The organism is Sphingobacterium sp. HSC-15S19 (genome assembly GCF_050433745.1).
Taxonomy (GTDB): domain Bacteria; phylum Bacteroidota; class Bacteroidia; order Sphingobacteriales; family Sphingobacteriaceae; genus Sphingobacterium; species Sphingobacterium siyangense.
The window spans coordinates 83,018-106,174 of the sequence record NZ_JBNPWQ010000023.1; the positions used below are offsets into that span (position 1 = coordinate 83,018).

Here is a 23,157-nt window from a genome sequence, read left to right on the forward strand (position 1 = left end):
TCAACTATTTCTGAATAAAAATAAAAGGGCTCCTAAGGAGCCCTCAACGTTTAGTTATGGTTGATTAAATATTTTTTGAAGGCTTCAAAATCAACTTTCAAAGATTCTGCTAATTTCTCTTTTCCTTGCAATGTTTCTGCGCCGACAGGCAAAACTATTTTTTCGAATACATCTGCGGCTATTGCATCCGGGAATTTGCAGGGATGTGCTGTCGATAAGAAAACTGAAGCATACGGACCGGGGTACTCATTTGCATAAGCACGAGCGCCAAGCCAGGCAATTGCTGTATGCGGACAGGCGATATAATCCGATTCTTCAAGTAATTTCTGCATTCCTTCTTTTGTTTCTTCATCTGTAAATGTATAAGAAGAAAGCATATTTTTTAATTCAGCCACATTTCCGCCAAAGAGATCCTGTATACGTACCCAGTTGCTTGGATTTCCCACATCCATGGCATTGCTTAGGGTTTGAACAGAAGGCAGTGGCTCATATTTACCTGAAGAAAGGAATCTAGGAACGGTATCATTGACGTTTGTTGCTGCTACAAAATGTTTCACTGGAAGTCCCATTTTATAAGCCAATAAACCAGCTCCAATATTACCAAAATTACCACTCGGCACTGTAAATACGACCTCATTGACTCCTTGTGACTTCAATTGTGCATACGCATAAAAATAATAAAATGTCTGTGGGATCAACCGTGCTATATTGATTGAATTAGCGGAAGTCAAACGCAATATAGCATTAAGTTCGGCATCACTAAAGGCTTGTTTTACCAATGCCTGACAATCGTCAAAGGTTCCTTCTACCTCAATAGCACGAATATTTTGTCCATTAGTGGTCAGTTGTAATTCCTGAACCTCCGAGACTTTACCTTTAGGATATAGTATCGTCACACGTGTTCCTTCTACTCCCAAAAAGCCCAAGGCAACAGCTCCACCGGTATCGCCTGATGTCGCGACAAGTACGTCCAGTAATTTATCGTCAGTCTTTGAAAAATAGCCCATGACCCTACTCATAAAGCGAGCCCCAAAATCCTTAAAGGCATAAGATGGCCCATGAAATAGTTCAAGCACAGCGGTGCTGTCGGTCAAGAATTTTACAGGAGCATCAAAATTGATGGCATCGTTCACAATCTGTTTTAAATCGTCTTTGGGAATATCATTTCCCAATAGTGTAGAAGCTACTTCAAAAGCAATCTCCTGCAAGGAATACTGTTGAATATTCTTAATAAACAGCGGATCCAATTGTGGTATCTCTTCAGGCATATACAATCCTTTGTCTGCAGGGAGAGAATTGAAGACCGCATCTTTGAAGGAGACTTCTAATGTTTTATTATTTGTACTATAAAATTTCATATGTAAATAATCTTTTTGTAGAGGCCGATAAAACATCCTGTTATTTTCATTCGTGTTGACTTTAGAATGTGGATATTTCATTTTATTATCTTTTCTGAGGCAATGATCAATTAACCTAAGATTTTATAAACCTCGTTTCTGTCCTTAAATAATTTTTAATCTAATATTCTGGGTCCTTCCACATTGACACGGGAAACATAGCCAAAACTATCAATTTCATTTTCTTTGAGATGAGTTTGTATTTTGTCGGCAATATCCTTTGCTATTTTTTCATCCCGTGTTATTGCAACGACGGAAGGTCCTGAGCCAGAAATACCAAAACTCAAGGCGCCATTTTTCAAGGCAATCTCTTTCATTTCATAAAACTGAGGAATTAAAATTGCACGGGTTGGTTCAATAAGAATATCTTTCATGCTTCGCGCAATGAGATCATAATCTTCCTTGAACAACGCGGCAACCAATCCCGCGATATTTCCCCATTGTGTGACGGCGTCTTTTAACAGCACTTTATCTTTTATAAGTTGTCTTGCGTCACGTGTGGGAACATCGACCTGTGGAAAAACGACCGCTGCTACGAGTTCTTTTGGTGAAGGAATGGAAATAACATCCAAAGGTTCATTTCCCCGAATTAATGTTATGCCTCCATAAAGCGCCGGGGCAACATTATCGGCATGGCCTGTACCGCAAGCCAAACGCTCACCTTCAACACAAAATGGCAGTAATTCTTCTTTTGTCAAAGGGTTTCCAAGCATGGTATTGATGGCAAAAAGCCCAGCCACGGTACTTGCTGCACTGGAGCCAAGTCCCGATCCAATTGGCATATGTTTATGCAATTCAATTTCGACACCTACCTTTGAAGAGATATTCAAGGCTTGTAATAGATATTGAACACAGGCAGATACCGTATTCTTACCGGGATCGAGTGGTAGTCTTCCATCGTCGCCAGTTATTTCCCGAATCGTTACTCCAGGTTGTTGCGTGCGCCGCATAACCACCTCATCACCGGGTTCCTCGACAGCAAACCCCAATATATCAAAACCACAGATCATATTTGCGACAGTTGCAGGCGCAAAAACACGAACTTCGGACAGCATGCTGTCTAAATTTATCACCTTATCCTTGAGATACTCCACATTTAAATTATTGGCCATCACGTAATTTTTATTTTCCTTGACTAGTTTTTATGCTCCAACATTTACCAAATCTGCAAATACACCGGCAGCTGTCACCTCAGCCCCCGCACCAGGACCTTTTACTACGAGGGGACGTTCTTTATAGCGCTCTGTTGTAAACGATATAATGTTATCGCTGCCTGATAAAGCATAAAAAGGATGGTTTTCATCAACAAACTGAATCGCAATGGATACTTTTCCATTTTCCAATTTCCCGATATAACGGATTACTTTATTTTCATTAGCAGCTTTCTTCTTCATTGCTTCGAAATATTCGTTTTCTTGCTGCAATTCTGTATAAAAAGAATCTACAGTATCTGCTTTCAAACATGCTGGAGGTAATATTGCGCCGAGGTCTACGTCTTCGGCCTCAACAGCATACCCGGCATCTCTTGCCAAGATGAGCATTTTACGCATAAAATCTATACCACCTAAATCATCTCTTGGATCTGGCTCGGTATATCCAAGCTCCTGAGCCTGTTTGACGACATCATAGAAAGAAGCATCTGCTTTAAAATTGTTAAAAATATAGGAGATTGTCCCTGAAAGAATAGCCTCTATCTTCACGATACGGTCACCACTCAACATTAAGTCTTTAAGCACCCTGACGATAGGCAATCCAGCACCTACATTTGTTTCATAAAAGAAATCTACACCGTGTCGATGAGCAGTATCACGGAGTGTTTTATATTGCTCGTATTTACCTGAATTCGCAATTTTATTGCAAGTGACGATCGAAATATTGGATTTAAAGATATCTTCGTAGTAGGTCGCCGGTAATTTGCTTGCAGTATTATCGATAAATACACAGTTCGGTAAATTCAGTGCCTTCATTCGATCAATAAACAATGCCAGGTCTGATTCAGTTCCATTTTTAGCAAGTTCATCGGACCAATTATTTAAATCAACACCTTCGGTATTAAAAAGCATTTTACGGCTATTGGAGATTCCAACAACCTTAATTTCAATATCATTTTTATCCAAAAGGAATTCATGCTGATTTTCCAATTGTTTAAATAAAGTTGCACCAATGTTACCGGTACCGATATTAAATACATGCAAAGTTTTCTTCAGCTCTGCGAAAAACGCGTCATGTACCGCATTAAGTGCCTTTGCTAAATCTTCCTTACCAATAATTACAGATATATTGTATTCAGATGAGCCCTGCGCAATAGCCCGGACGTTAATACCGTTCCGTCCTAGCGCTGCAAATAACCGACCGGACATACCGGGAGTTTTTTTCATATTTTCACCAACGATGGCTAATACAGACAGGTTTTCTTCAATCGCAGGAACGACCAGTTTATTCGCCTGGATTTCAAGCTCAAACTCCACTTCGATCAATTGTATAGCACGTTTGGCATCTGATGGATTGACAGCAAATGTAATGCTATGTTCGGAAGAAGACTGAGTGATTAGCACAACATTGATCTGCTCTCTAGCCAATAGCGTAAAAAGCCGTCCGCTAAAGCCCGACTTACCGATCATCCCTGATCCACTCAGATTGATGACAGAAATATCGGAGATCGAAGAAATTCCCTTGATTGGCAGAGCGGTTTTTCCACTATCAAACTGAATCACAGTCCCTGAGAAATCAGGTTCAAAAGTATTTCGAATAACAATCGGTATTTTCTTTAAAAAAGCCGGAATCATCGTAGGAGGATAAATCACCTTAGCACCGAAGTAAGATAATTCCATTGCCTCTGTATATGATAATACAGGCAGGGAAAAAGCTTTCTTCACAATACGTGGGTCGGCGGTTAACATCCCATTCACATCTGTCCAAATTTCAATGGCTGTTGCGTCCAGTATTGAGCCGAAGATCGCTGCAGTATAATCTGATCCACCTCTTCCCAAGGTGGTAATACGCCCATTTTCATTACTTCCGATAAAACCTGTAACAAACAGCAGCTTATCACGATGCGTTATGTACAAGGATTTGACCAATTGCTCGGTTAGCATTTCATTTAAATGAGCATTACCGAAATTTGAATCTGTTTTCACATAATGGGATGCATCTACAAATAGAGATTCAGGAATATATTGTTCCATCACCTTAGATACCATATAATTTGAGCAACGCTCACCGTAACTAAGGATCAAATCTTTACTTTGATTGCTCAGCTCCTTTAGCGCAAAAATTCCTTGGAGGAGATCTTCTATCTCATTAAAAAACAACTTTAGCTTTGTAAATACAGGATTTTGATATTTCACAGCCAGAAGCTCTTTAACAACCGTAAAATGCTTATCTTCCAGGGACTTTAGGCCATCTGAAAAGGACTTTCCTTCTGCAGCGTCCTCAGCCAACTGGGTAAGCAAGTTCGTTACACCAGACATAGCTGATAACACAACCAATGGCTTTTCCTTTGCATCATAAGATTTTTTTACAATACTTAAGACCGCCTTTAGACTTTCTACCGTACCGACCGATGTGCCTCCAAATTTTAAAACTTTCATACTGTTTTATACTGTTTGTTTAGATTGATGATTTTTGTGCTAAAAAAAGAAGCGCTTTCCTTTGTCGAGGAAAGCGCTTCTAAATATTGTGTCTACAATTATATACAACGAAACTACTTCCTCCTGAGTTTTATACCGGTGGTAATAATAATCGATGTAATAATTGTATTTGTGTTCATTGCTATTGCTTATGTTTTGTAAATATAGAACAAATATTATCACTTTACCAAAGAAAATTAATATTTTTTTTTAGATTCACAATGAGAGCCCAAATAGAGTGGCATTCTATCAGATAGACATTTTTTTTAAGTGTAGCAAACAATCTACTTTATGTAGCCGACGATTGACAGAACCATTAATTTTCAATAAGTCTAGGTGGGTCCGATAAAGATGTTAAAATTGTTAAAATTTCGTTAAATACCTTAAAATAAATTTGACCTTAAACTGATATTGTATTATATTCGCAACAGTGCTGTCCAAAATAGATGACAGTGTTGAATTTTTAAAAGTTAAATGTTGTACAAAAAAGCGATTTAATGAAAACAAAGAAATTTATAGCGTCAATGCTATTTATCGGCTTATGTCTAGTGTCGCAGGCACAAACCAACAGAAACTCCAAACCAGAATCAGATCCTGATAACCTAGCGAAAGAATACTTTTCACAAATTATGGGAGTTGCAGTCTCAGCAACAACAAATACCAAACTTTATCAATTTGTTTACGAATGGTTGGGTACTCCATACCGTCTAGGAGGAGATTCAAAAAGAGGCATTGATTGTTCTAAATTTTCTTATGAATTATACGACAAAGTATTTAATACTTCGTTAGGATATAATAGCAGAAATCAATATTCTCAAGTCAAAACTGTCGAAAAAAATGAGCTAAAAGCAGGTGATTTGGTATTCTTTAAAATTAGAAGTAAAAGTATCACCCATGTTGGTGTTTATATTGGCGACAATAAATTTGCACATGCCTCATCTAGCAAAGGAGTTATGATCAGCAATTTAGATGAACCATACTGGAGACGTTATTATTACAATGGCGGTCGCTTACCAGAAGATAATAGATCGCTTACTGCAGAAATATTAAAAGCAGAAAAAGATAATAAATTGAATTAATAAGATCGGTTCGATCTAGGAAAGTCCAAAGCGTTTAACTCGTTTTGGACTTTTTTTATACAATATAATATCCTATTTTTACCCTATAATCATTGGAATACTATTATGTCTTCAAAGAAAACGCTCATCTTAAATAAAGAACAAATAAAACAAAAATCTATTCGGATTGCCTATCAAATTTTGGAAGACAATTTTGAAGATGAAACACTTGTATTAGTAGGAATTGCCGACCGGGGTTATGTATTTGCGCAACGCCTTCAAGCAATTTTACAGGAGATTTCAACGAAAGAAATTCTGCTGATTAAAGTTACCATGAAGAAAACGAGTAGATCACTGAGTGCAAGCACAGACATACCTGTTGATATTGCAAAAGACAAGACCATCATCTTGGTTGATGATGTGTTGAATAGTGGTAGAGCCTTAGCTTATGGACTGGGTGTATTTTTGAACGTTCCACTGAAGAAAATGAGAACGGCTGTATTAATTGATAGAAGCCACCATAAGTTCCCTATATTTAGTGACTACTATGGCACGAAGCTTTCAACGATATTAAGAGAACATGTTACCGTTACTCTTGAAGAATTTGATAAAGAAGAAGATGCAGCATGGTTAATTTAAACCATGCTGTTATTTCTTTGAGACTTTCAATTTCATCCCCGGTTTTATCCGGCTTCCGTTTAAATCATTTTCACTTTTAAGTCGACCGACTGATGTACCATTTTTATCTGCGATATCAGATAAAGTATCGCCTTTCTTCACGACATAGTAAGCTGTACGTGTAGCGCTAGCGGCATGCTGTTGATTCTTCTTTGAAGATCTTTCTGTATTACGAGCTAATTTCGCGTTTACGAAATCATCCTCCTTTTTTATCAGTAAGTTTTGTCCAGGGACAATTTGATTGCCGCGCAGGTTATTCCACGATTTTATATCCTGTACTGTTACTTCAAACTTGTCAGCAATGGAAGCGAATGTCTCACCAACTTTCACTTTATATTTGCCATTTTGTAAAGGTTCACTCAAATTTTCCGTCTGACTAAGAGTTGCGGAAGATATTGGTGTGTTGAGAGCTGCATACAATTCTTCTGAGGCAATCTTTTTATCCAAAACAGGTAACACCAATCGCAATGGAGACTCTTCGGTACCATTTAATACATTTCTTTTAAAACTAGGATTCAATGCACGTAATGTCTCTTTTGAGACATGTAAAGCATCCGCTATTTGGTTCAATGAAATCCGTTTATTGATATCTAATGCTTGAGTTCTTAGTGAAAGTTCAGTATCCGCAGCATTGATATCATTTTCGTCCGCGTATTTCATCGCATATGTCATTGCGATGAACTTAGGGATATAGTTTTGGGTCTGTTGTGTTAGATATGGTGCGATATCCCAAAAAGTAGCATTCTCTTTTCCGGAACGTTGGATCGCACGGCTAACCGCTCCTTTACCACCATTATAGGATGCTATCGCTAATAGCCAATCGCCATATTCATCGTAAGCTTCTTTTAAGATTTTTGCGATGGCATAACTAGAAGCAATCGGATCCATACGTTGGTCGGTATAACTGTCCACTGTAAGATGATAAGTTTTGGCTTCATAATACATCAATTGCCATAAGCCTGTTGCTCCGGCACTGGAGATATCGCGTGGATTTAATGATGATTCGACTACACTTAGATATTTGAGTTCCCGTGGCACTCCAACTTCATCCATGATTTTATCAAACAATGGGAAATAGTATTGCCCTAGTCCCATCATCCTACACATATAAGGGTTATAATTATCCGACGTATATTTAGCAACCAGATCTTTCACTCGCGGTGAGTAGTCCAATGGAACCTCACGTTCTATTGCTTTCAGTTTCCGCACGAGCTGTATATCTTCATCTGTAATTTCAGCATCATGCTTCCCGTTATTTCCGGAAGATTTTATACTGTCAAGGTATTGGTAAATCTCTTGTTTTTCTTTTTCGATACTTTTTTGAAAGAAGGTATGGGCGGCTTCTTTCATGCCTTCTACAGCGCTTTCTTGGGCCATGAGTGGTAGTACATAGCATACCCCTCCTAGTATTGAAATTAACGTCTGTTTTCCGATCATAAATTTACTGTTAAATCCGAGTTTGATTCATCTGCTGAAAAATCAACAATAATCTAAACGTTTAGAAATGGATTTTAGTATAAAAATGGTTTTCGCCCTATTTAGCTGTAGGTCGAGTATAAAACAAAATACGATTTTGTTCCTCACAAAATCGTATCCATGCTATATGGGATCAAAACCTCCCTTATTTGTTATCTTCTATTTCAGATTTTTTTTCAGGTGAAGACTCATCTTTTTGGCCTTCTTTAAATTCCTTAACTCCTTTACCCAATCCGCGCATCAATTCAGGAATCTTCTTGCCACCAAATAATAGTAACAATATTACTACAATGACAATTAACTCTTGCCCCCCGATTCCCATGATTAATAATGATGTTGACATAACTATAATTTCTTGTTTTTCAATTCTTTTAAACTAAAACTTTTCTCTCTCTTTACAAATGTAATGATAATTATTAAATATAGTAATTATTTCTTATCTCGCCAACCATGACATCGGATTCAGCGGTGTTGTTCCTTGTAGCACAGAAAATTCTACCATCGGAACTCCCGTATCCGAGTCCACATCAGCCGTTCCTATAGTTTGGCCCGTGCTTACTTTTTGCCCTTTTGAAACACTTACACCAGCCAAATTCATATACACAGTAAAGTATTCACCGTGTTTAATCATGACAATACGCTGCCCCATCATCGATACTATACTCAAAACTTCTCCATTAAATACTGCTTTCACAGCCGAACCGCTTGATGTTTGTATTTTAACAGTTTCGTGATCCCAATTGACATTTCTACCGACACTTTCCGAACCAAACTCTTGCATAATCTTCGCATTAGAAACAGGCCAAGGTAAACTACCGCGATTAGATCTGAAGTCATTTGAAAGTTTGACTGCTTCCGGTGTGCTACGTAAGACTTCAGAATCTGATTTTCGAGTAGTATTACTGCCTTTCGAACTTGTATTGTTCTTACCTTTTGTAGTTGATGTAGACTCATTCGCTTTGCGGTTACGCTCAGCAGCCGCTTCTGCCGCACGACGTGCCGCCTCAGCCCGTCGACGTTCAGCCTCAATTTCTCTTCTAATGATCTCCTTAATGGCCGCATTAATACGACGCTCCTCTTTTTGCTTTTGGGTAATATCTTTCTTGACACCGCGCTCTGTAACAATCAATTCACTCAATTGTCCAGAATAAACAGATCGCTGTTGAGATATTGTTCTTTTCTCATTTTCCTGCTCTTTCATCAAGGCAACCTGTTTGTTTCGGTCCGCCTGCAATTGAGCTATTTTTTGTTCAATCTGTTTCTTGGTATTTTCGATATCAGCAGCTTTCAGCTTTCTAGAATCATTAAACTGTTGTAAGTACTTAACCCGTCGGAACCCCTGATTAAAATCCTTTGATGCAAAAATAAACATCAATTTATTATAGGCATTTCGGTTTCTGAACGCAAACATCACCATCTTTTCATAGTCACGTTTCATCTTCTCCAATTCAGCTTTCAACTTATTTACGGCAGCGGTATTGGCATTGATATGTTTGTTGATTACAGCGACTTCCGAAGTAATGGTATTTATCTTCTGCTCGCGCAAATTAATCTGCTTACTCAATGCTGTCACTTGTTGTTGGGTCAGTGATTTTTCCTTTGCAATCTCTTTGACCGTATTTTGTAATTCAGCAATTTCGCGGTTGAGTTTCTCACGCTGTTTTTCAAGTTCAGCCCTAGTCTGCGCCGATGAAATCCCAATCATGAATAGGAAAGCAGCTATACCAAGTATTGTCTTTTTAAAGTTCATTTACAGTACTATTTTTTTGTGTTTGCCATCTTTCTATCCTATCAATTCACCCTATACTTTAGCAAACTAATTGCGAAAGTAATAAATCTAAAGGAAATAGACAGCTTCTCATCGGATTACTTTATAACGTGACGATACTGAAAAAGGCATTTCGACCGGTTCATTAAAAGTCACTTTGTTAAAATTTATCTCTGTTTTTATCTCTTGACGACCATCAGAAATGATCATTTTTAAAAGCATCGGAAATTCCTGCCCAGAAGCCATGGCATATTCGCCGTAATTGGCTTCCAACAACTGTTTCTTTGAAAGTTGCGCTAATCTAAATTGATAAGGCCTATTGTTATTATTTAATTTATATAAAAAATCTAGTTCATTCAGTTTGCCATCTAACTGGACAGACATCGAATCCTGCTTAAAATTAACCTGATCAATATCGGACAATAGATTCACCGAAAGATTTGCAAGCAACAAATCTTGTAGGTTCCCGAAAGTTAAATCCGGGCTGGCAAAACGATATAGATAGTCAAATGGCTTAACCATATATTCGCTCTGAAATTTATTTAAGATTTGTACACTGTCTGGAGTTATCAATACCCGGGCAACTTCTATACCCAGTGTGGCAGAAATGGAAATCCAAATCCTTTTATCTTTCTCTATTCTAATAGTGGAAGTGACATCATAATTATCCTTCCCAAGATCGAGACGCATTTTTGCTTTTCCAGAAAAAGTAGAATAATTCAAATTAGTCAAAAAAAGATTACGTAAGCTATTTTTCTTTGCTTCCCTTGTATTATCTTTTATCGTCAACTCATTTTCAGCTTTCAGATCAGCACCTTTTAGTAGCTTCTTCTTAGAACTACAAGAAGAAAGCAGCAACACAACAGCACTAACCCAAACAATTTTATTCCACATAGCTTTTAGTCTCAATCTTCTTTTTCAATTTCAGCTTACTCTCCTCCGTATCAGTCCCCTTTTCTAAAGCCAGGTTCCACTGCTTAACGGCATCTGTTGTTTTCCCTAACTTACTAAGAATGTCGCCGTAATGCTCCAGCAATACAGACGTTTGCGGATTTGTATTTTTTAACGCTTTTTGAATCCACACCAGCGCATCATCATATTTTCCGTTTGCGAAAAGTACCCAAGCATAGGTATCTTCAAAAGTTCCATTATTGGGCTGCAATTTCGTCGCCATTGCTGCATACTTTGTAGCATCATCAAGTCGTTCTTTTCTTAACGACAAATAGTATGCTAAATTGTTCATGGCCGTCACATTTGTACTATCCAATCGAATAGCTTCGATATAAGCCGCATCAGAGGCTTTATACATCTTAAGTGAATTATAAATATCACCTAATCCGCCATAAATATTTGCCTGTAGAAAAGGTGATTCATCCTGTGCATTATTAAGTGCGGCTTCCATAAACTTCCGGCTATTCTCCATGTCTTTCTTCATCAAATAGGCCATGCTTGTAAAATAGAGTATGGTTGCATTATTGGTCACATAGTGTAGCGCTTCCCCACCATGTGCAATGGCTTGATCAAATTCGCCTTTGTCCATATCCAAACTCATCAGCATCCGCCAAGCATCAATTTGATAAGGGTTCATACTCACTGCAACTGCTAGCGAACTTTGAGCGGCTGACTTATCGTCTCTCAACCATAACACTTGTCCCTTTGCCATATGGCTTTCGGCAATACGTGGATGAACTTCAACCAAGATATTGACCAGTTCCAAAAGTTGGTCTTTTGAATAGGGGCCCTTCGGATTCAACAAGGTCATTATAATCCGATTCTTATCTGCAAAGTCAACTTTCTTAGATTGAAATCCTTGTTTAAGTGCATCGAAAGATAATTTCATCTTTTTATCAAATCGATAGAGATCAGCCAAATCGAAATAAAGAAAATCCTCTTTTGTTGTCTGAATTCCTTTATTAATATAGTCCAATGCAAGCTTCGAGTTTTTGGAAAGATTATAAGCTTGTGCTAATTGACCATATACTTGAGCCAGCGAAGTTCCTTTGTCTGCCCAGGGTTTCAAAAGATCAATGACCGCTTTATAATTACCAGCATCATTTAACAAGACACTACCAACCATGTCCAATGTATCAGAAGCGACTGCAATCTCTTTGGTTTTATAGAAATACTCCAAAGCCACATCCTTGTATCCGCCATTGAAAAGGAGCATGATACGCTCCCGTTTTAGTGAGGCTGTATTATTGTCATCTTGATCTATCAACTTATCGAGATAGATTAAAGCACTATCCGCCTCGTTTTTACTTTTAAACGCATCTACGGCAAAACTTAGATATTCAGGCTTAGACTGAATATTCAACGCTTCTTTTATGGCTTCGATTGCTCCATCTTGATTTCTCATCTGTGCAAGAAGGATTGCCTTTGTAAAATAGATATCATCTGCTTGTGGGTAATCCGCGAGTATGGCGTCCAAAGAATCCATCCCTGGACCAATTTTCCCTTGCTTCAATATTTCCTGTACGTTTTTGAATCGTGCATCGTAAGGTTTAGGTTTTTTATCCGAAGATTGTGCCTTTAATGAACCCAGTGCTATTAGAAATACACCAATAAAACTTAAAAAAAATCGTTTATCTAAAAAATTCAATCTCATCTACTTCCGCTATAATAATTTAAAAATTCTTCCTGCAATATACTAACTAATGTAACAATATTCATTCGAGGAAGTTGTAAAAATATTGAGATTAGTGGGGCTCGTTTGAAATTCAACTCGTTTTCAACAAAATAAGCAAAATAGATTTTAAAATATAGAATAATAGATGTACCTTTGCAGACCCTTGAGATAAGGGAAGGAAAAATATTTTAATAAATTATTTAAACAAAAGCAAGTGAATACGTTAAGTTACAAAACTGTCTCTGCCAACAAGAACACCGTTAACAAAGAGTGGATCGTTGTTGACGCTGAAGGAGAGATTTTGGGGCGCTTGGCGAGCAACATCGCGAAAGTAATTCGTGGTAAGCATAAGCCTACATTCACCCCTCACGTAGACTGCGGAGATAACGTGATCGTTATCAATGCGGACAAAATCAAATTGACAGGAAACAAATTAGGCGACAAAGTTTACGTTCGCTACACTGGATACCCAGGTGGTCAACGCTTTGTTTCTCCAAAAGAGTTAATGGCTAAATTCCCTGAACGCATCATTGAAAAAGCTGTTCGTGGTATGCTTCCTAAAAACCGTTTAGGTCGTCAATTGTTTAAAAACCTTTACGTTTATGCTGGTACTGAGCACAAGCATGAAGCACAAAATCCAAAACCAGTTAAATTTTAAGGAGAATCGTCATGTCAACAACTAACACTTCAGGAAGAAGAAAAACTGCTGTTGCCCGCATTTACTTAACTGCTGGTAGCGGAAACATTATCATAAACGGTAAAGACTACAAAGAGTATTTCCCAACATTACCTTTGCAATACATCGCTACACAGTCATTGAACGTAGCTGGTGAATTAGCAAACTTTGATGTAAAAGTAAACGTTAACGGAGGTGGTGTTAAAGGTCAAGCAGAAGCTGTTCGCTTAGCGATCGCAAAAGCTTTGGTTGAACTTAACCCAGAAGTTAAACCTGCATTACGCGCTAAAGGTTTAGTAACACGTGATGACCGTATGGTTGAACGTAAGAAACCAGGACGTCGTAAAGCTCGTAGAAGATTCCAATTCAGTAAACGTTAATCAAAGGAGGATCAAAAAATGGCAAGAACTACTTATCAAGATTTATTGGATGCAGGTGTGCACTTTGGTCACCTTACACGTAAATGGGATCCGAAAATGGCTAAGTACATTTTCATGGAACGTAACGGTATCCACATCATTGACTTGAACAAAACTCTTACGAAATTAGAAGAAGCTGCTTCAGCTATCAAACAAATCGTAAAATCAGGTCGCAAAGTTTTATTCGTTGCAACGAAAAAACAAGCAAAAGAGATCATCGCACAACAAGCAAAAGAGGTTAATATGCCTTTTGTAACTGAGCGTTGGTTAGGTGGTATGCTTACAAACTTCGCTACAGTTCGTAAGTCTATCAAAAAAATGTCTAACATTGACAAAATGCAAAAAGATGGTACATACGATGTATTGTCTAAAAAAGAGAAGTTGATGATTCAACGTGAGCGTATCAAATTAGAAAACCTTTTAGGAGGTATCGCTGATTTGAACCGTTTACCAGCTGCTTTATTCATCATCGATGTGAAAAAAGAACACATCGCTGTTTCTGAAGCAATGAAATTGAACATCCCTACTTTTGCAATGGTAGATACAAACTCTGATCCTTCAAATATTGATTTCCCAATCCCAGCAAATGATGACGCTAGTAAATCTATTAGCTTAATCGCCGGTATCATTGGTCAAGCAATCCAAGAAGGTTTGGACGAGCGCAAACGCGACAAAGAAGAAGAAGCTGAAAAAGATGCTGCTGCTGCTAAAGCAAAAGCTGATAATGGTGAAGCTTCAGAAGCTAAACGTCCTCGCAAAGCGAAAGACGGAGAATAATATTTTTATTCCAAACCGGATGGCGTAGCGTTAGTTTCTGGAAAAGTTTACTTTTCTTGAACTAGCCTCTCTGTCCGGTTTTTTGGTTTAACAACACTTGTTTATCAAGGAATGTTAAACTTCATATTAGCTTAACATGTTTTAAGTTAATATTGTACAAATTTCAGTCGTAAATAATAATAAAAAGAAATAAACATGTCAGTACAAATTTCTGCATCAGATGTAAACAAATTGCGTCAACAAACTGGCGCTGGTATGATGGATTGTAAAAAAGCTTTGGTTGAGTCTAATGGTGACTTTGAAGCTGCTGTAGATTACTTGCGTAAAAAAGGCGCTAAAGTAGCTGCTAGCCGTCAAGATCGCGACTCTAACGAAGGTGTTATCATCGCTAAAGCGACTGCTGATGGTAAATCAGGTATCGTAGTTGAAGTTAACTGTGAAACTGACTTCGTAGCTAAAAACGCAGACTTCGTAGCTTTCGCTGAAAAAATTGCAGATCTTGCATTAAACAATAAACCTGCTTCTTTGGAAGAATTAAAAGGTTTGGAACTTGATGGCAAAAACATCGCTGATTCTTTAATCGAGCAAACTGGTGTAATTGGTGAGAAAATTGACGTTTCTAAATACGAAACTATCACTGCTGAAAAAGTTATTGCTTATATCCACGGGAACTACCGTCTAGGTGTATTAGTAGGTCTTTCTGCTGATGCAGCTGGCGCTGAAGAAGCTGGTAAAGATGTAGCAATGCAAATTGCTGCAATGAACCCAATTGCAATTGACAAAGATGGTGTTGATCAAAACACAATCGAGCGTGAAATTGCCATTGCTAAAGAACAAATCATCGCTGAAGGAAAACCAGCTGAAATGGCTGAGAAAATTGCGCAAGGTAAATTGAACAAATTCTTCAAAGATACAACTTTGTTAAATCAAGAATTCGTAAAAGATTCTTCTAAAAACATCGCTCAATTCTTAGATTCTGTTTCTAAAGGATTGACTGTAACTGCTTTCAAACGCGTACAATTAGGCGCATAAGCATACTTCCATTCCATTCAGAATGGAAATTTTAAAGCAGGAGCTATTCGATGAATAGCTCCTGCTTTTGTTTATATCTCTACCTCCATTTATTCCTGAACTATTTTTATCCGCTCCACCGTGGCTTTTATTTTATCCCAAATTTGTGTAACTTAAGGATACATAAAAACTGGACAGTATATGGGCATGTTAAAGGAAAACGCGTTAAAAGGAAAACGAATTTTGATTACGGGTGGTGGTACAGGTCTAGGGAAAGCCATGACAGATTACTTTCTCGAGCTTGGCGCCTCTTGCCTGATCACAAGCCGTAAAGATGATGTTATACAACATACAGCAAACGAATTATCGGAAAAACATCAGGCAAAATGTCTTGCAGTAGCTGGAGACGTGCGAAATTATGAAAATGTCGAACGCGTCGTTTCCTATGGATATGAACATTTTGGGGGGATAGATATCCTCATAAACAATGCTGCTGGAAATTTTATCTCGCCTACCGAACGTTTAAGCCACCGAGCTTTCGAATCTGTTATTGGTATCGTGCTCCAAGGGAGTATAAACTATACCCTAGCGCTGGGCAAACGATGGATTGAGGCAAATGAACAGAATAAAGCTATACTCAGTATCGTAACAACTTATGCTTGGACGGGTTCGGGATATGTTGTTCCTTCTGCAACTGCTAAAGCCGGAGTTCTTGCGCTAACCAGATCTCTAGCTGTAGAATGGGGAAAAAAAGGAATAAGACTCAACGCTATAGCTCCTGGTCCATTCCAAACTTCGGGTGCCATGGAACGGTTACTCCCGGGCGAGTTAGGCGAACTCCTCTCACCTACCAAACGTATCCCCTTAGGCCGCTTGGGCAAACTGGAGGAATTAGCTAACCTCGCGGCCTATCTAGTATCCGATTATGCGAGTTATATCAACGGAGATGTTATCACGATAGATGGTGGCGAATGGCTTAAGGGGGCTGGAGAGTTCAATGGATTAGATATTATTCCTGAAGATCAATGGGATACTATTGAAAAAATGACCAGAAATGCAAAAAGCACTTGATAACCGTTTAAAACAACGAATGATTTATATTTTATTGTGAATACATAACTGTAATCCATGTAGATTTAAGCGAGGAAAAAGTAAAGTCTTTAATTCATTTTTCTTAGGTTTGTAGCGATTATTTTCCAATAGGGTCTGTACATATGATGAATTTATCTTTCGAATCTCAAAAAATCAAACACAAACAAAAATTAGAACTAAACAAAACAGGTTTTGATTTTGCGTTAGTTTATATATCCGAAGGCACACTCGTATCGAAAGGAAATAACTTAAAATTTTCAAAAGAGAATTTACTTTTTTTGAATAAAGATTTCGAAACACTTGAGACAAAAAAGGATACAATCGCATTTGTACTCTATTTCTCAAACTCCTATTTTAAAGACCTGCACCTTATACAACAAAATTTCAGACTTTCTCACAATCCGGTTGATATCTTCAACTCGAAGACTTTATTCAATAAAAGCCTATCGCTTAAAAAGGAAAATAAAAAACTAATCGAGCGGGTAATATCTCTGATTCAACAATATGAGCGTGAAGATACAGCGGAATCAATTTTTATATTCCATCAGACAATGTCCCTCTTCGCTTTAGTCGAAAATATTTTGAAGGATCTGGAGCTACCTATTAACGAGTCATATGAAATGTCTCAAGAGATCGAGCAATACATACAGCAAAATATTTATTTCCCCGATAAATTACAAATCAGGTCTATCGCAGATCAGTTCCAAATTTCAGCAAATTACTTTGGGGCATTTTTTAAAAAAAGATATTCAAAAAGCTACAAAGTATATATAGATGATATTCGTATTAAACTAGTTGAAGAGAGATTAGCATCCAACAGATACACAATGAAACAAATTGTAGAAGAATTAGGATTTAATGATGAAAGTCACCTGACCAATTTCTATAAGAAGAAAAGAAACATTACACCTAGCTCTTATAAAAGAGCTAAAAATAGTGCTTAATTGTCAAGCTGGATTATACCATTAAGATCATGATTTAAGGAGCGTTGAATGGCCTCATCCAAAATAAGAATCTTTTTTCCTTGAAAGGTAGCTGCATCATCACTTTCAAAATTTGAGGTACTGGAATTAAAAGAATCCAATTTCATCGGGAAATAAATTGGGTTCTCGTCTTCAGCTCGACCAATGGTCAATAAAATATTGTAGCCTTGTAGGCGTAAACTCTGTAAAGTCTGATAATTTAAACGCTTGAAGATCATAGTCCCTATTTTAAGATAGAACAAACATATAATTACATTGTTTTAATGCTTTAATCATTTTTTGTGTTTTTATCTTTTAGAAGGATATTCGAACCCAGAATCTCTTAATACTTTTGGAATAATAGTTTTGCCGAATAAATTCAAAACTTTTTTTTTTGAGAACTGTTTTACAAATGAATAACATGAGTAGGATTATGTCAAAAAAAGAGCATAAAAATGGGAAAGTCGAAGAAGACTATTCCGATATGGATCAGGATCTTGCTTTCAATGAAGAGCTTGACAGTTATGAAATGGATGTCGATGATAATGACCCAGATTATGACCACCCCGCCGACTATGATACAGTAGCTGAGGGCTCAATTGATGATGATTCAACATACGATGATTCTAATCCATTTGTCGGAGATGAATATGCAACACAAGATGAGCTCGAAGAAGAAGATCTAGATAAAGCTAACATGCGAATTGAGACTTTTAAACATGAACGGCTATCCCCTTTGGACAAGAAATTAGCCGAGAACGAAGAAGATCTGAGAGATGATCTTGATGAAGAGGGATATCCCAAAAACAACAGGTAGTTTTTCCGAAAATAACATAGTTTTGAAGGGACCAAAAGGTCCCTTTTCTATTGATTAAAATAGAGATATTCTTCTCAAGAGTATTAAATATATACTTTTCAATTGGAAACTATAACTCCAATTTTTTATGTAAGTTTACTTTGAAGATTATAATCATATGGAAAGTATATTACCTCTCATCCGTATTGTTGACCTAAAAAAATCATACGGAGTAAAAGAAATATTGAAAGGAATCAACCTTGACATATTCCCAGGTCAAGTTATCGGGTATATTGGCCCAAATGGTGCTGGCAAATCCACTACCGTTAAAATATTAACAGGACTAATCGAAGATTTCACAGGCACTGTAGAAGTTAATGGCATCAATATTCAAGAAGATCCACTTGCAGTAAAAGCACTATTGGGATATGTTCCTGAGAACGCAGAATTATATGACGTCCTGACTCCCATGGAATACTTGGATTTTATAGGTAAACTCTATGGAATGGAAGATAATTTGATTTTAGAACGTTCCTTAAAACTGCTAACAGCCTTCGGTCTTGAATCTAATGCAAATAATAGGATGGATACCTTCTCCAAAGGAATGCGTCAAAAAGTACTTTTAATTTCAGGAATTATTCATAACCCACAAATCATCGTACTGGATGAACCATTGTCTGGACTCGATGCCAATGCTGTTATCTTTGTCAAAGAACTTATCTCATTACTTGCAAAAGAAGGGAAAACAATTTTCTATTGTTCACATATGATGGACGTTGTTGAAAAAGTATCTGATCGGATTTTACTGATAAATCAGGGCAGCATCATTGCGGATGGTACGATTGAGGAACTAAAAACAGATCCTAACGAATCATTGGAGCATATATTTGCTAAATTAACCAATACAGGCAACAGTGCATTAGACGCTTCCAATATCATTACAGCAATTCAATAACATGGAAAAATTTATCTTAAAATTTATCCTTCTTTTTCGTGGGGTTTGGAAAGGCTTGGGCATCAATTATGAACAGTTTAAGATCATCTTAGAAACCAAAGTAATCTTAGAGAACAGAAAGCCGATTAGCTTTAGGAAACGTAGCTCAGGGAAATCCTCTTCTTCGTCATCGATTTTACAATTCTTATTGTATCTCATCTTTGGCCTGATATTCATGGTAATTATTTTTTCGATTCCAGATAGGTACTTAGCCGTTTCGATTATGCTACTCAGTTTCATTAGCATGTTAAGCATTACGTTAATATCCGATTTTTCACCCATATTATTAGATACCCGGGATCAGTATATCATTATGCCTAGACCAGTTAATGACAAGACTTTAGCTATTTCCCGAATAACTTTTATTGCAATCAAGCTTTTTAATCAAGTAATTGCGTTGACCTTACCTGTGCTTATTTATGTATTATTCAATTGGGATATCGTCTCCGTCTTTCTTTTATGCCTGCAGCTTATACTAAGCACTTTAATCGCGCTGATATTTGTCAATGGATTTTATCTGATTAGCATCAAATATCTCCCCATCCAAAAGTTTAAAGATGTAATTACTTATATACAGATCGGTCTCTCACTGGTTCTTTTTCTATCCTATTATGTTGGCCCAAATTTGATCCAATCTATTGTGGAATCTCATTTAACGATGGAACAGCTCAGATTTCTTTGGATATTCCCAAGTACCTGGATTGCATCATTCCAACCATTACTCTTTGGTAACCACAATGTACATTTAGTCATCTTATCAACACTGGGAATACTAACTCCCTTTGCTGGTATCTACGCTTGTACTAAGCTGTTTTCACGTGGATTTAATGCAAAAATAGCGGCACTAGCAAGTGCCGACAACCTCCCTAGTGAAACTTCACAATTAACCCGAGATAATCCCTCCAAATTACCGCTATATAAAAGGATCTCTTCGAGCGTTTGCTCATCCCCTGTTGAAGAGGCTGGATTTGGCATTGTATGGCTGATAAGTTCTAAAACGAGAGAATTTAAGCAACAGCTATACCCTTCGTTGGCTTATCTACCTATTTATTTTGTCTTTTTATTTCTACGTACAGGAGATGATCTCCCAATAGCTGGCAAAATCGCGAAACTTCGGGATTCAGGCTTGTATATCATTATGTTTTATCTTTCGTTATTGACCATATTAACCGTTTTCCAGCTTATCACGCAAAGTAATAAATATAAAGCGGCCTGGGTCTACCATGTGACGCCGATACAAAAACCGGGACAACTGATGACTGGAGTTCTCAAAGCATGTCTTATTAAATATGTTTTACCGTTCAACATACTGTTTCTTTCTATCTGTGTACCGCTATTTGGTCTCAGTTCTATTAATGATCTGCTATTATCTTCCGCAGTCGGCGGTATCGAAAGTATTCTGATTATGCTTTTTATTGTCAAAAACTATCCGTTTTCTAAGGCTAGTCAATCCAATTCAAAAGCTATAACTAATCTACTGATATTAGGTCTATTGGGAATTTTGGGATACTTACATAAAACAATTTTCCACTATGAAACTCTAATTTGGATCTTAGCCGGACTTGCATGGGTCGTATTCTTTTTTATGCTGAAGTACCTACAGAGAGAAGACTGGAAAGGCTTAGCTTACGACGACAATTGATTAAACAGATAAAAAAAGCTTCATTAAAGGAGCTTTTTTTATCTAATTCGTCAAAATCTAAGCACAAAATATCTTTGTGCTTTTCTTTTATTCGGTTATCTTTTATTTATCCGTCCTTTAAATCGGCTCATACCATCCATCAGAACTTCAACGATTATTCTTCCTGGAGGTAGATGGCTCAGATCATAGCTCAGGACAGCTTGTTGAATGGATTTGTATTCATGTTTTTGCCACAAAACGCCATCAACCATAAAAAGCACTGTCATCTCACTCTGTTTATTGGACAATACGCTCAGTTGCGTCTTATCCACAACCGACCTTGGATAAAGTGAGAAGGCATATTGCGTTGAAATTGTGTTCATCTCAAATCCACGTTTGGCATTGAAACTAAACATTTCGCCATTTCCACAATCGCTTTCAAAAGCATGAATAAGGTTTCCTTTCAGATCGAAAATCCGTAAATGACCATCACCATTTTCAGGTTGTGCCCAAAACTGCAGTCCGTTACCTGCTGTATCAACCAAAGAGAGTGAGTGATTTCCCTCATTAAGATGTAAAGTATCTCTATACATCGTTGCCGCAGCCAGTTGAGAGCCTGTCTTACAAAAGACCGTATCCTGCCTTGCATTCATTAGAAATATACGATTATCCGCTGGTTTATTATTGGTCGTAAACTCCAAAATAAAATCAGTTGGAAATTTCTGCAGAGCTGTAAAGACGCTTTCCGCCTCATTGTCTGTGGGCCATGCATCCGGCTTTCCATTAGGCTTAAGAAGTGACACCGTGAATACATTCTCCCGATCTTTTTCCTGTATTTCTCCGGGTAGTATAACTTCTGCAACTTGATTAAAAGAAAGATTACCTTTCCAATGGAAAGTTTTGACAGGAAATCCTTTCGTGCCATAAACAATTTCTAGGGATCGAATCGGGTCAGCACCTAAATTTCTGAAAGAGATCCTTGGGCCAGCACTCGCCGGATTTAATCTAGAGAAACGCTGTTCATCACTTGGAACCATTATTGACTCGACTGCAACATCTACCTTTTGTTTAGGGACTGAATATTGAAACAAGTAAGCCGATATATTTTCGACAGCCTGTACATTGTCTGTCGCTGTATAGGGTTCCATCTGTAAGGCAACTTGATGAGTGCCAACTTTGGTAAATACATCAATAAAATCAGGCTGCTGTAAATCTCCAGGACACCAATATGCGCGGTCATGTACCCAGGTACCGCCTTGTGGATAAAGTGGATTACCTCCACATTTCTTCCACATATCACGTCTGTCTACAGTCTTTCCATCGAAGGTGAGTTCGCGCCATCGGCTACAGAATTCACTACAGCCACGCGGTTTATCCATACCATGCCCTGTATGCTGAATACGTATTCGGCTCAATGCAGATCCCGGACTCGAGGTATATGTTATTGGTCGTAGATTTTCTGCTATCTTTTCGTTGACATCCCCATATTTATATGCTTTATTCCACAGCACTGTTATTCCCAATGGGGTAACGACTGGTGGACCTGATAAAATTTCAAAATCTACAGTAAGTGCCCACCCTACAGTCTTGTCCTCAAAACCAGAATGAGTATAGACAATTTCCACGCTATCCCTTAAGAAAGGAGCAAAATCAGTTACATCGACCTGCCATTTCCAACTCCATCCTTTATTATAGATACTACCATATGGCGTAAGCATTCTTCCTAATTCATAATTTAGCACAGCTCCATTTTTTCCTCCTTTACGACGTAATACGATGTGATCCAAATAATCCCAATGCGCTGTGCGCAAACTATCTGGGCTCCCAAGGGTAACAAACATAGTAACCTTTCTTACAGGATCGTTTTCTTTCGGAAATACCCCCCAAGCTGGATAGGAATTCTCGCCTTTCTGTGCATCACATAGAATGGTTTTCCGTTGATGTGTAACGACATGGCCTATTGTGCCTTCTTGTGCAAAAACGTGATAGCAGATAAAAAAGTAGAATAGGGTTAGTATAGGTCTTATATTCATTATTTAAATATTATCCATGAAACAATACAAAGATAGATGTACTCTTGTCGGGATCATACCGAAAGTTTGGGGGAGGAGAAGTTTTTAAGCATACAATTTCATTACTCTATATAGGAAGAATGTGGTGTCTCTTACACCGCGAAA

The 23,157-nt window shown here is 37.7% G+C and carries 21 protein-coding genes; 11 read left to right on the forward strand and 10 right to left on the reverse strand.

The genetic code is table 11. The features are described from left to right. Positions 1-50: 50 nt before the first annotated feature. The 3 genes from thrC to thrA form a co-directional block, all read right to left on the reverse strand. Complete coding sequence (gene thrC, locus L1283_RS18550) at positions 51-1,358, reverse strand: threonine synthase (RefSeq protein WP_088163763.1); 1,308 nt, start codon at positions 1,356-1,358, stop codon at positions 51-53. A gap of 155 nt (positions 1,359-1,513) precedes the next feature. Beyond that, a complete protein-coding gene (locus tag L1283_RS18555) occupies positions 1,514-2,452 on the reverse strand; it encodes a homoserine kinase (RefSeq protein WP_088163765.1) in 939 nt (312 codons plus the stop codon). 87 nt (positions 2,453-2,539) lie between these two features. Beyond that, positions 2,540-4,987 (reverse strand): bifunctional aspartate kinase/homoserine dehydrogenase I, encoded by a 2,448-nt coding sequence (gene thrA, locus L1283_RS18560; protein ID WP_088162915.1) that lies wholly within the window; start codon positions 4,985-4,987, stop codon positions 2,540-2,542. 536 nt (positions 4,988-5,523) lie between these two features. On the opposite strand from thrA, the gene L1283_RS18565 reads away from it, so the two are divergent. Both L1283_RS18565 and L1283_RS18570 read left to right on the forward strand, forming a co-directional pair. Further along, positions 5,524-6,105, forward strand: coding sequence for a C40 family peptidase (locus tag L1283_RS18565; RefSeq protein WP_046671999.1), 582 nt, complete (start codon positions 5,524-5,526; stop codon positions 6,103-6,105). A 105-nt stretch (positions 6,106-6,210) separates the two neighbouring features. Next, a complete protein-coding gene (locus L1283_RS18570; protein WP_070563077.1) occupies positions 6,211-6,723 on the forward strand; it encodes a phosphoribosyltransferase family protein in 513 nt (170 codons plus the stop codon). Positions 6,724-6,732: 9 nt separating this feature from the next. Here the strand turns inward: L1283_RS18570 and L1283_RS18575 are convergent, their stop codons facing one another. The 5 genes from L1283_RS18575 to L1283_RS18595 form a co-directional block, all read right to left on the reverse strand. Beyond that, positions 6,733-8,199 carry a LysM peptidoglycan-binding domain-containing protein gene (locus L1283_RS18575; protein WP_088162916.1) on the reverse strand — a complete coding sequence of 489 codons (1,467 nt, stop codon included), beginning with the start codon at positions 8,197-8,199 and terminating at the stop codon, positions 6,733-6,735. A 184-nt stretch (positions 8,200-8,383) separates the two neighbouring features. Then, positions 8,384-8,581: a twin-arginine translocase TatA/TatE family subunit gene (gene tatA, locus L1283_RS18580; RefSeq protein ID WP_088162917.1), complete on the reverse strand. Its 198-nt coding sequence runs from the start codon at positions 8,579-8,581 to the stop codon at positions 8,384-8,386. A 93-nt stretch (positions 8,582-8,674) separates the two neighbouring features. Further along, positions 8,675-9,988: a murein hydrolase activator EnvC family protein gene (locus tag L1283_RS18585; protein ID WP_088162918.1), complete on the reverse strand. Its 1,314-nt coding sequence runs from the start codon at positions 9,986-9,988 to the stop codon at positions 8,675-8,677. Between the two features lie 108 nt (positions 9,989-10,096). Beyond that, positions 10,097-10,900 (reverse strand): DUF4292 domain-containing protein, encoded by an 804-nt coding sequence (locus L1283_RS18590; RefSeq protein WP_088162919.1) that lies wholly within the window; start codon positions 10,898-10,900, stop codon positions 10,097-10,099. Beyond that, positions 10,890-12,611: a tetratricopeptide repeat protein gene (locus tag L1283_RS18595; RefSeq protein ID WP_145327962.1), complete on the reverse strand. Its 1,722-nt coding sequence runs from the start codon at positions 12,609-12,611 to the stop codon at positions 10,890-10,892. The genes L1283_RS18590 and L1283_RS18595 overlap by 11 nt, the downstream gene beginning before the upstream one ends. Positions 12,612-12,846: 235 nt before the next feature. Here L1283_RS18595 and rplM point away from each other — a divergent pair, with 235 nt between their 5' ends. The 6 genes from rplM to L1283_RS18625 all read left to right on the forward strand — a co-directional run bounded on the left by rplM (position 12,847) and on the right by L1283_RS18625 (position 17,551). Further along, a complete protein-coding gene (gene rplM, locus L1283_RS18600; RefSeq protein ID WP_046671993.1) occupies positions 12,847-13,290 on the forward strand; it encodes a 50S ribosomal protein L13 in 444 nt (147 codons plus the stop codon). A gap of 11 nt (positions 13,291-13,301) precedes the next feature. Continuing rightward, entirely contained in the window at positions 13,302-13,688 is a 387-nt protein-coding gene (gene rpsI, locus L1283_RS18605; protein WP_070563091.1) for a 30S ribosomal protein S9, read from the forward strand. Between the two features lie 18 nt (positions 13,689-13,706). Beyond that, a complete protein-coding gene (gene rpsB, locus L1283_RS18610; RefSeq protein WP_075994149.1) occupies positions 13,707-14,504 on the forward strand; it encodes a 30S ribosomal protein S2 in 798 nt (265 codons plus the stop codon). Positions 14,505-14,699: 195 nt separating this feature from the next. Next, positions 14,700-15,536 (forward strand): translation elongation factor Ts, encoded by an 837-nt coding sequence (tsf, locus tag L1283_RS18615; protein ID WP_075994150.1) that lies wholly within the window; start codon positions 14,700-14,702, stop codon positions 15,534-15,536. A gap of 186 nt (positions 15,537-15,722) precedes the next feature. Beyond that, the gene (locus L1283_RS18620) at positions 15,723-16,586 is read left to right on the forward strand and encodes an SDR family oxidoreductase (RefSeq protein ID WP_145328036.1); all 864 of its coding nucleotides are present in this window, start codon (positions 15,723-15,725) and stop codon (positions 16,584-16,586) included. A gap of 143 nt (positions 16,587-16,729) precedes the next feature. Continuing rightward, positions 16,730-17,551, forward strand: coding sequence for a helix-turn-helix domain-containing protein (locus L1283_RS18625; RefSeq protein WP_145327961.1), 822 nt, complete (start codon positions 16,730-16,732; stop codon positions 17,549-17,551). Here the strand turns inward: L1283_RS18625 and L1283_RS18630 are convergent. Then, entirely contained in the window at positions 17,548-17,808 is a 261-nt protein-coding gene (locus L1283_RS18630) for a hypothetical protein (protein WP_075994153.1), read from the reverse strand. The genes L1283_RS18625 and L1283_RS18630 overlap by 4 nt on opposite strands. Positions 17,809-17,990: 182 nt before the next feature. Here L1283_RS18630 and L1283_RS18635 point away from each other — a divergent pair, with 182 nt between their 5' ends. From L1283_RS18635 to L1283_RS18645, 3 genes are all read left to right on the forward strand, one after another. After that, positions 17,991-18,386 carry a hypothetical protein gene (locus L1283_RS18635; RefSeq protein ID WP_232475617.1) on the forward strand — a complete coding sequence of 132 codons (396 nt, stop codon included), beginning with the start codon at positions 17,991-17,993 and terminating at the stop codon, positions 18,384-18,386. A 157-nt stretch (positions 18,387-18,543) separates the two neighbouring features. After that, positions 18,544-19,320, forward strand: coding sequence for an ABC transporter ATP-binding protein (locus tag L1283_RS18640; protein ID WP_088162924.1), 777 nt, complete (start codon positions 18,544-18,546; stop codon positions 19,318-19,320). Between the two features lies 1 nt (position 19,321). Beyond that, positions 19,322-21,001, forward strand: a complete 1,680-nt coding sequence (locus L1283_RS18645) for a hypothetical protein (protein ID WP_145327960.1) — start codon at positions 19,322-19,324, stop codon at positions 20,999-21,001. A 95-nt stretch (positions 21,002-21,096) separates the two neighbouring features. On the opposite strand, the gene L1283_RS18650 is transcribed toward L1283_RS18645, so the two are convergent. Continuing rightward, complete coding sequence (locus tag L1283_RS18650) at positions 21,097-23,013, reverse strand: peptide-N-glycosidase F-related protein (RefSeq protein ID WP_145327959.1); 1,917 nt, start codon at positions 23,011-23,013, stop codon at positions 21,097-21,099. Positions 23,014-23,157: the final 144 nt, after the last annotated feature.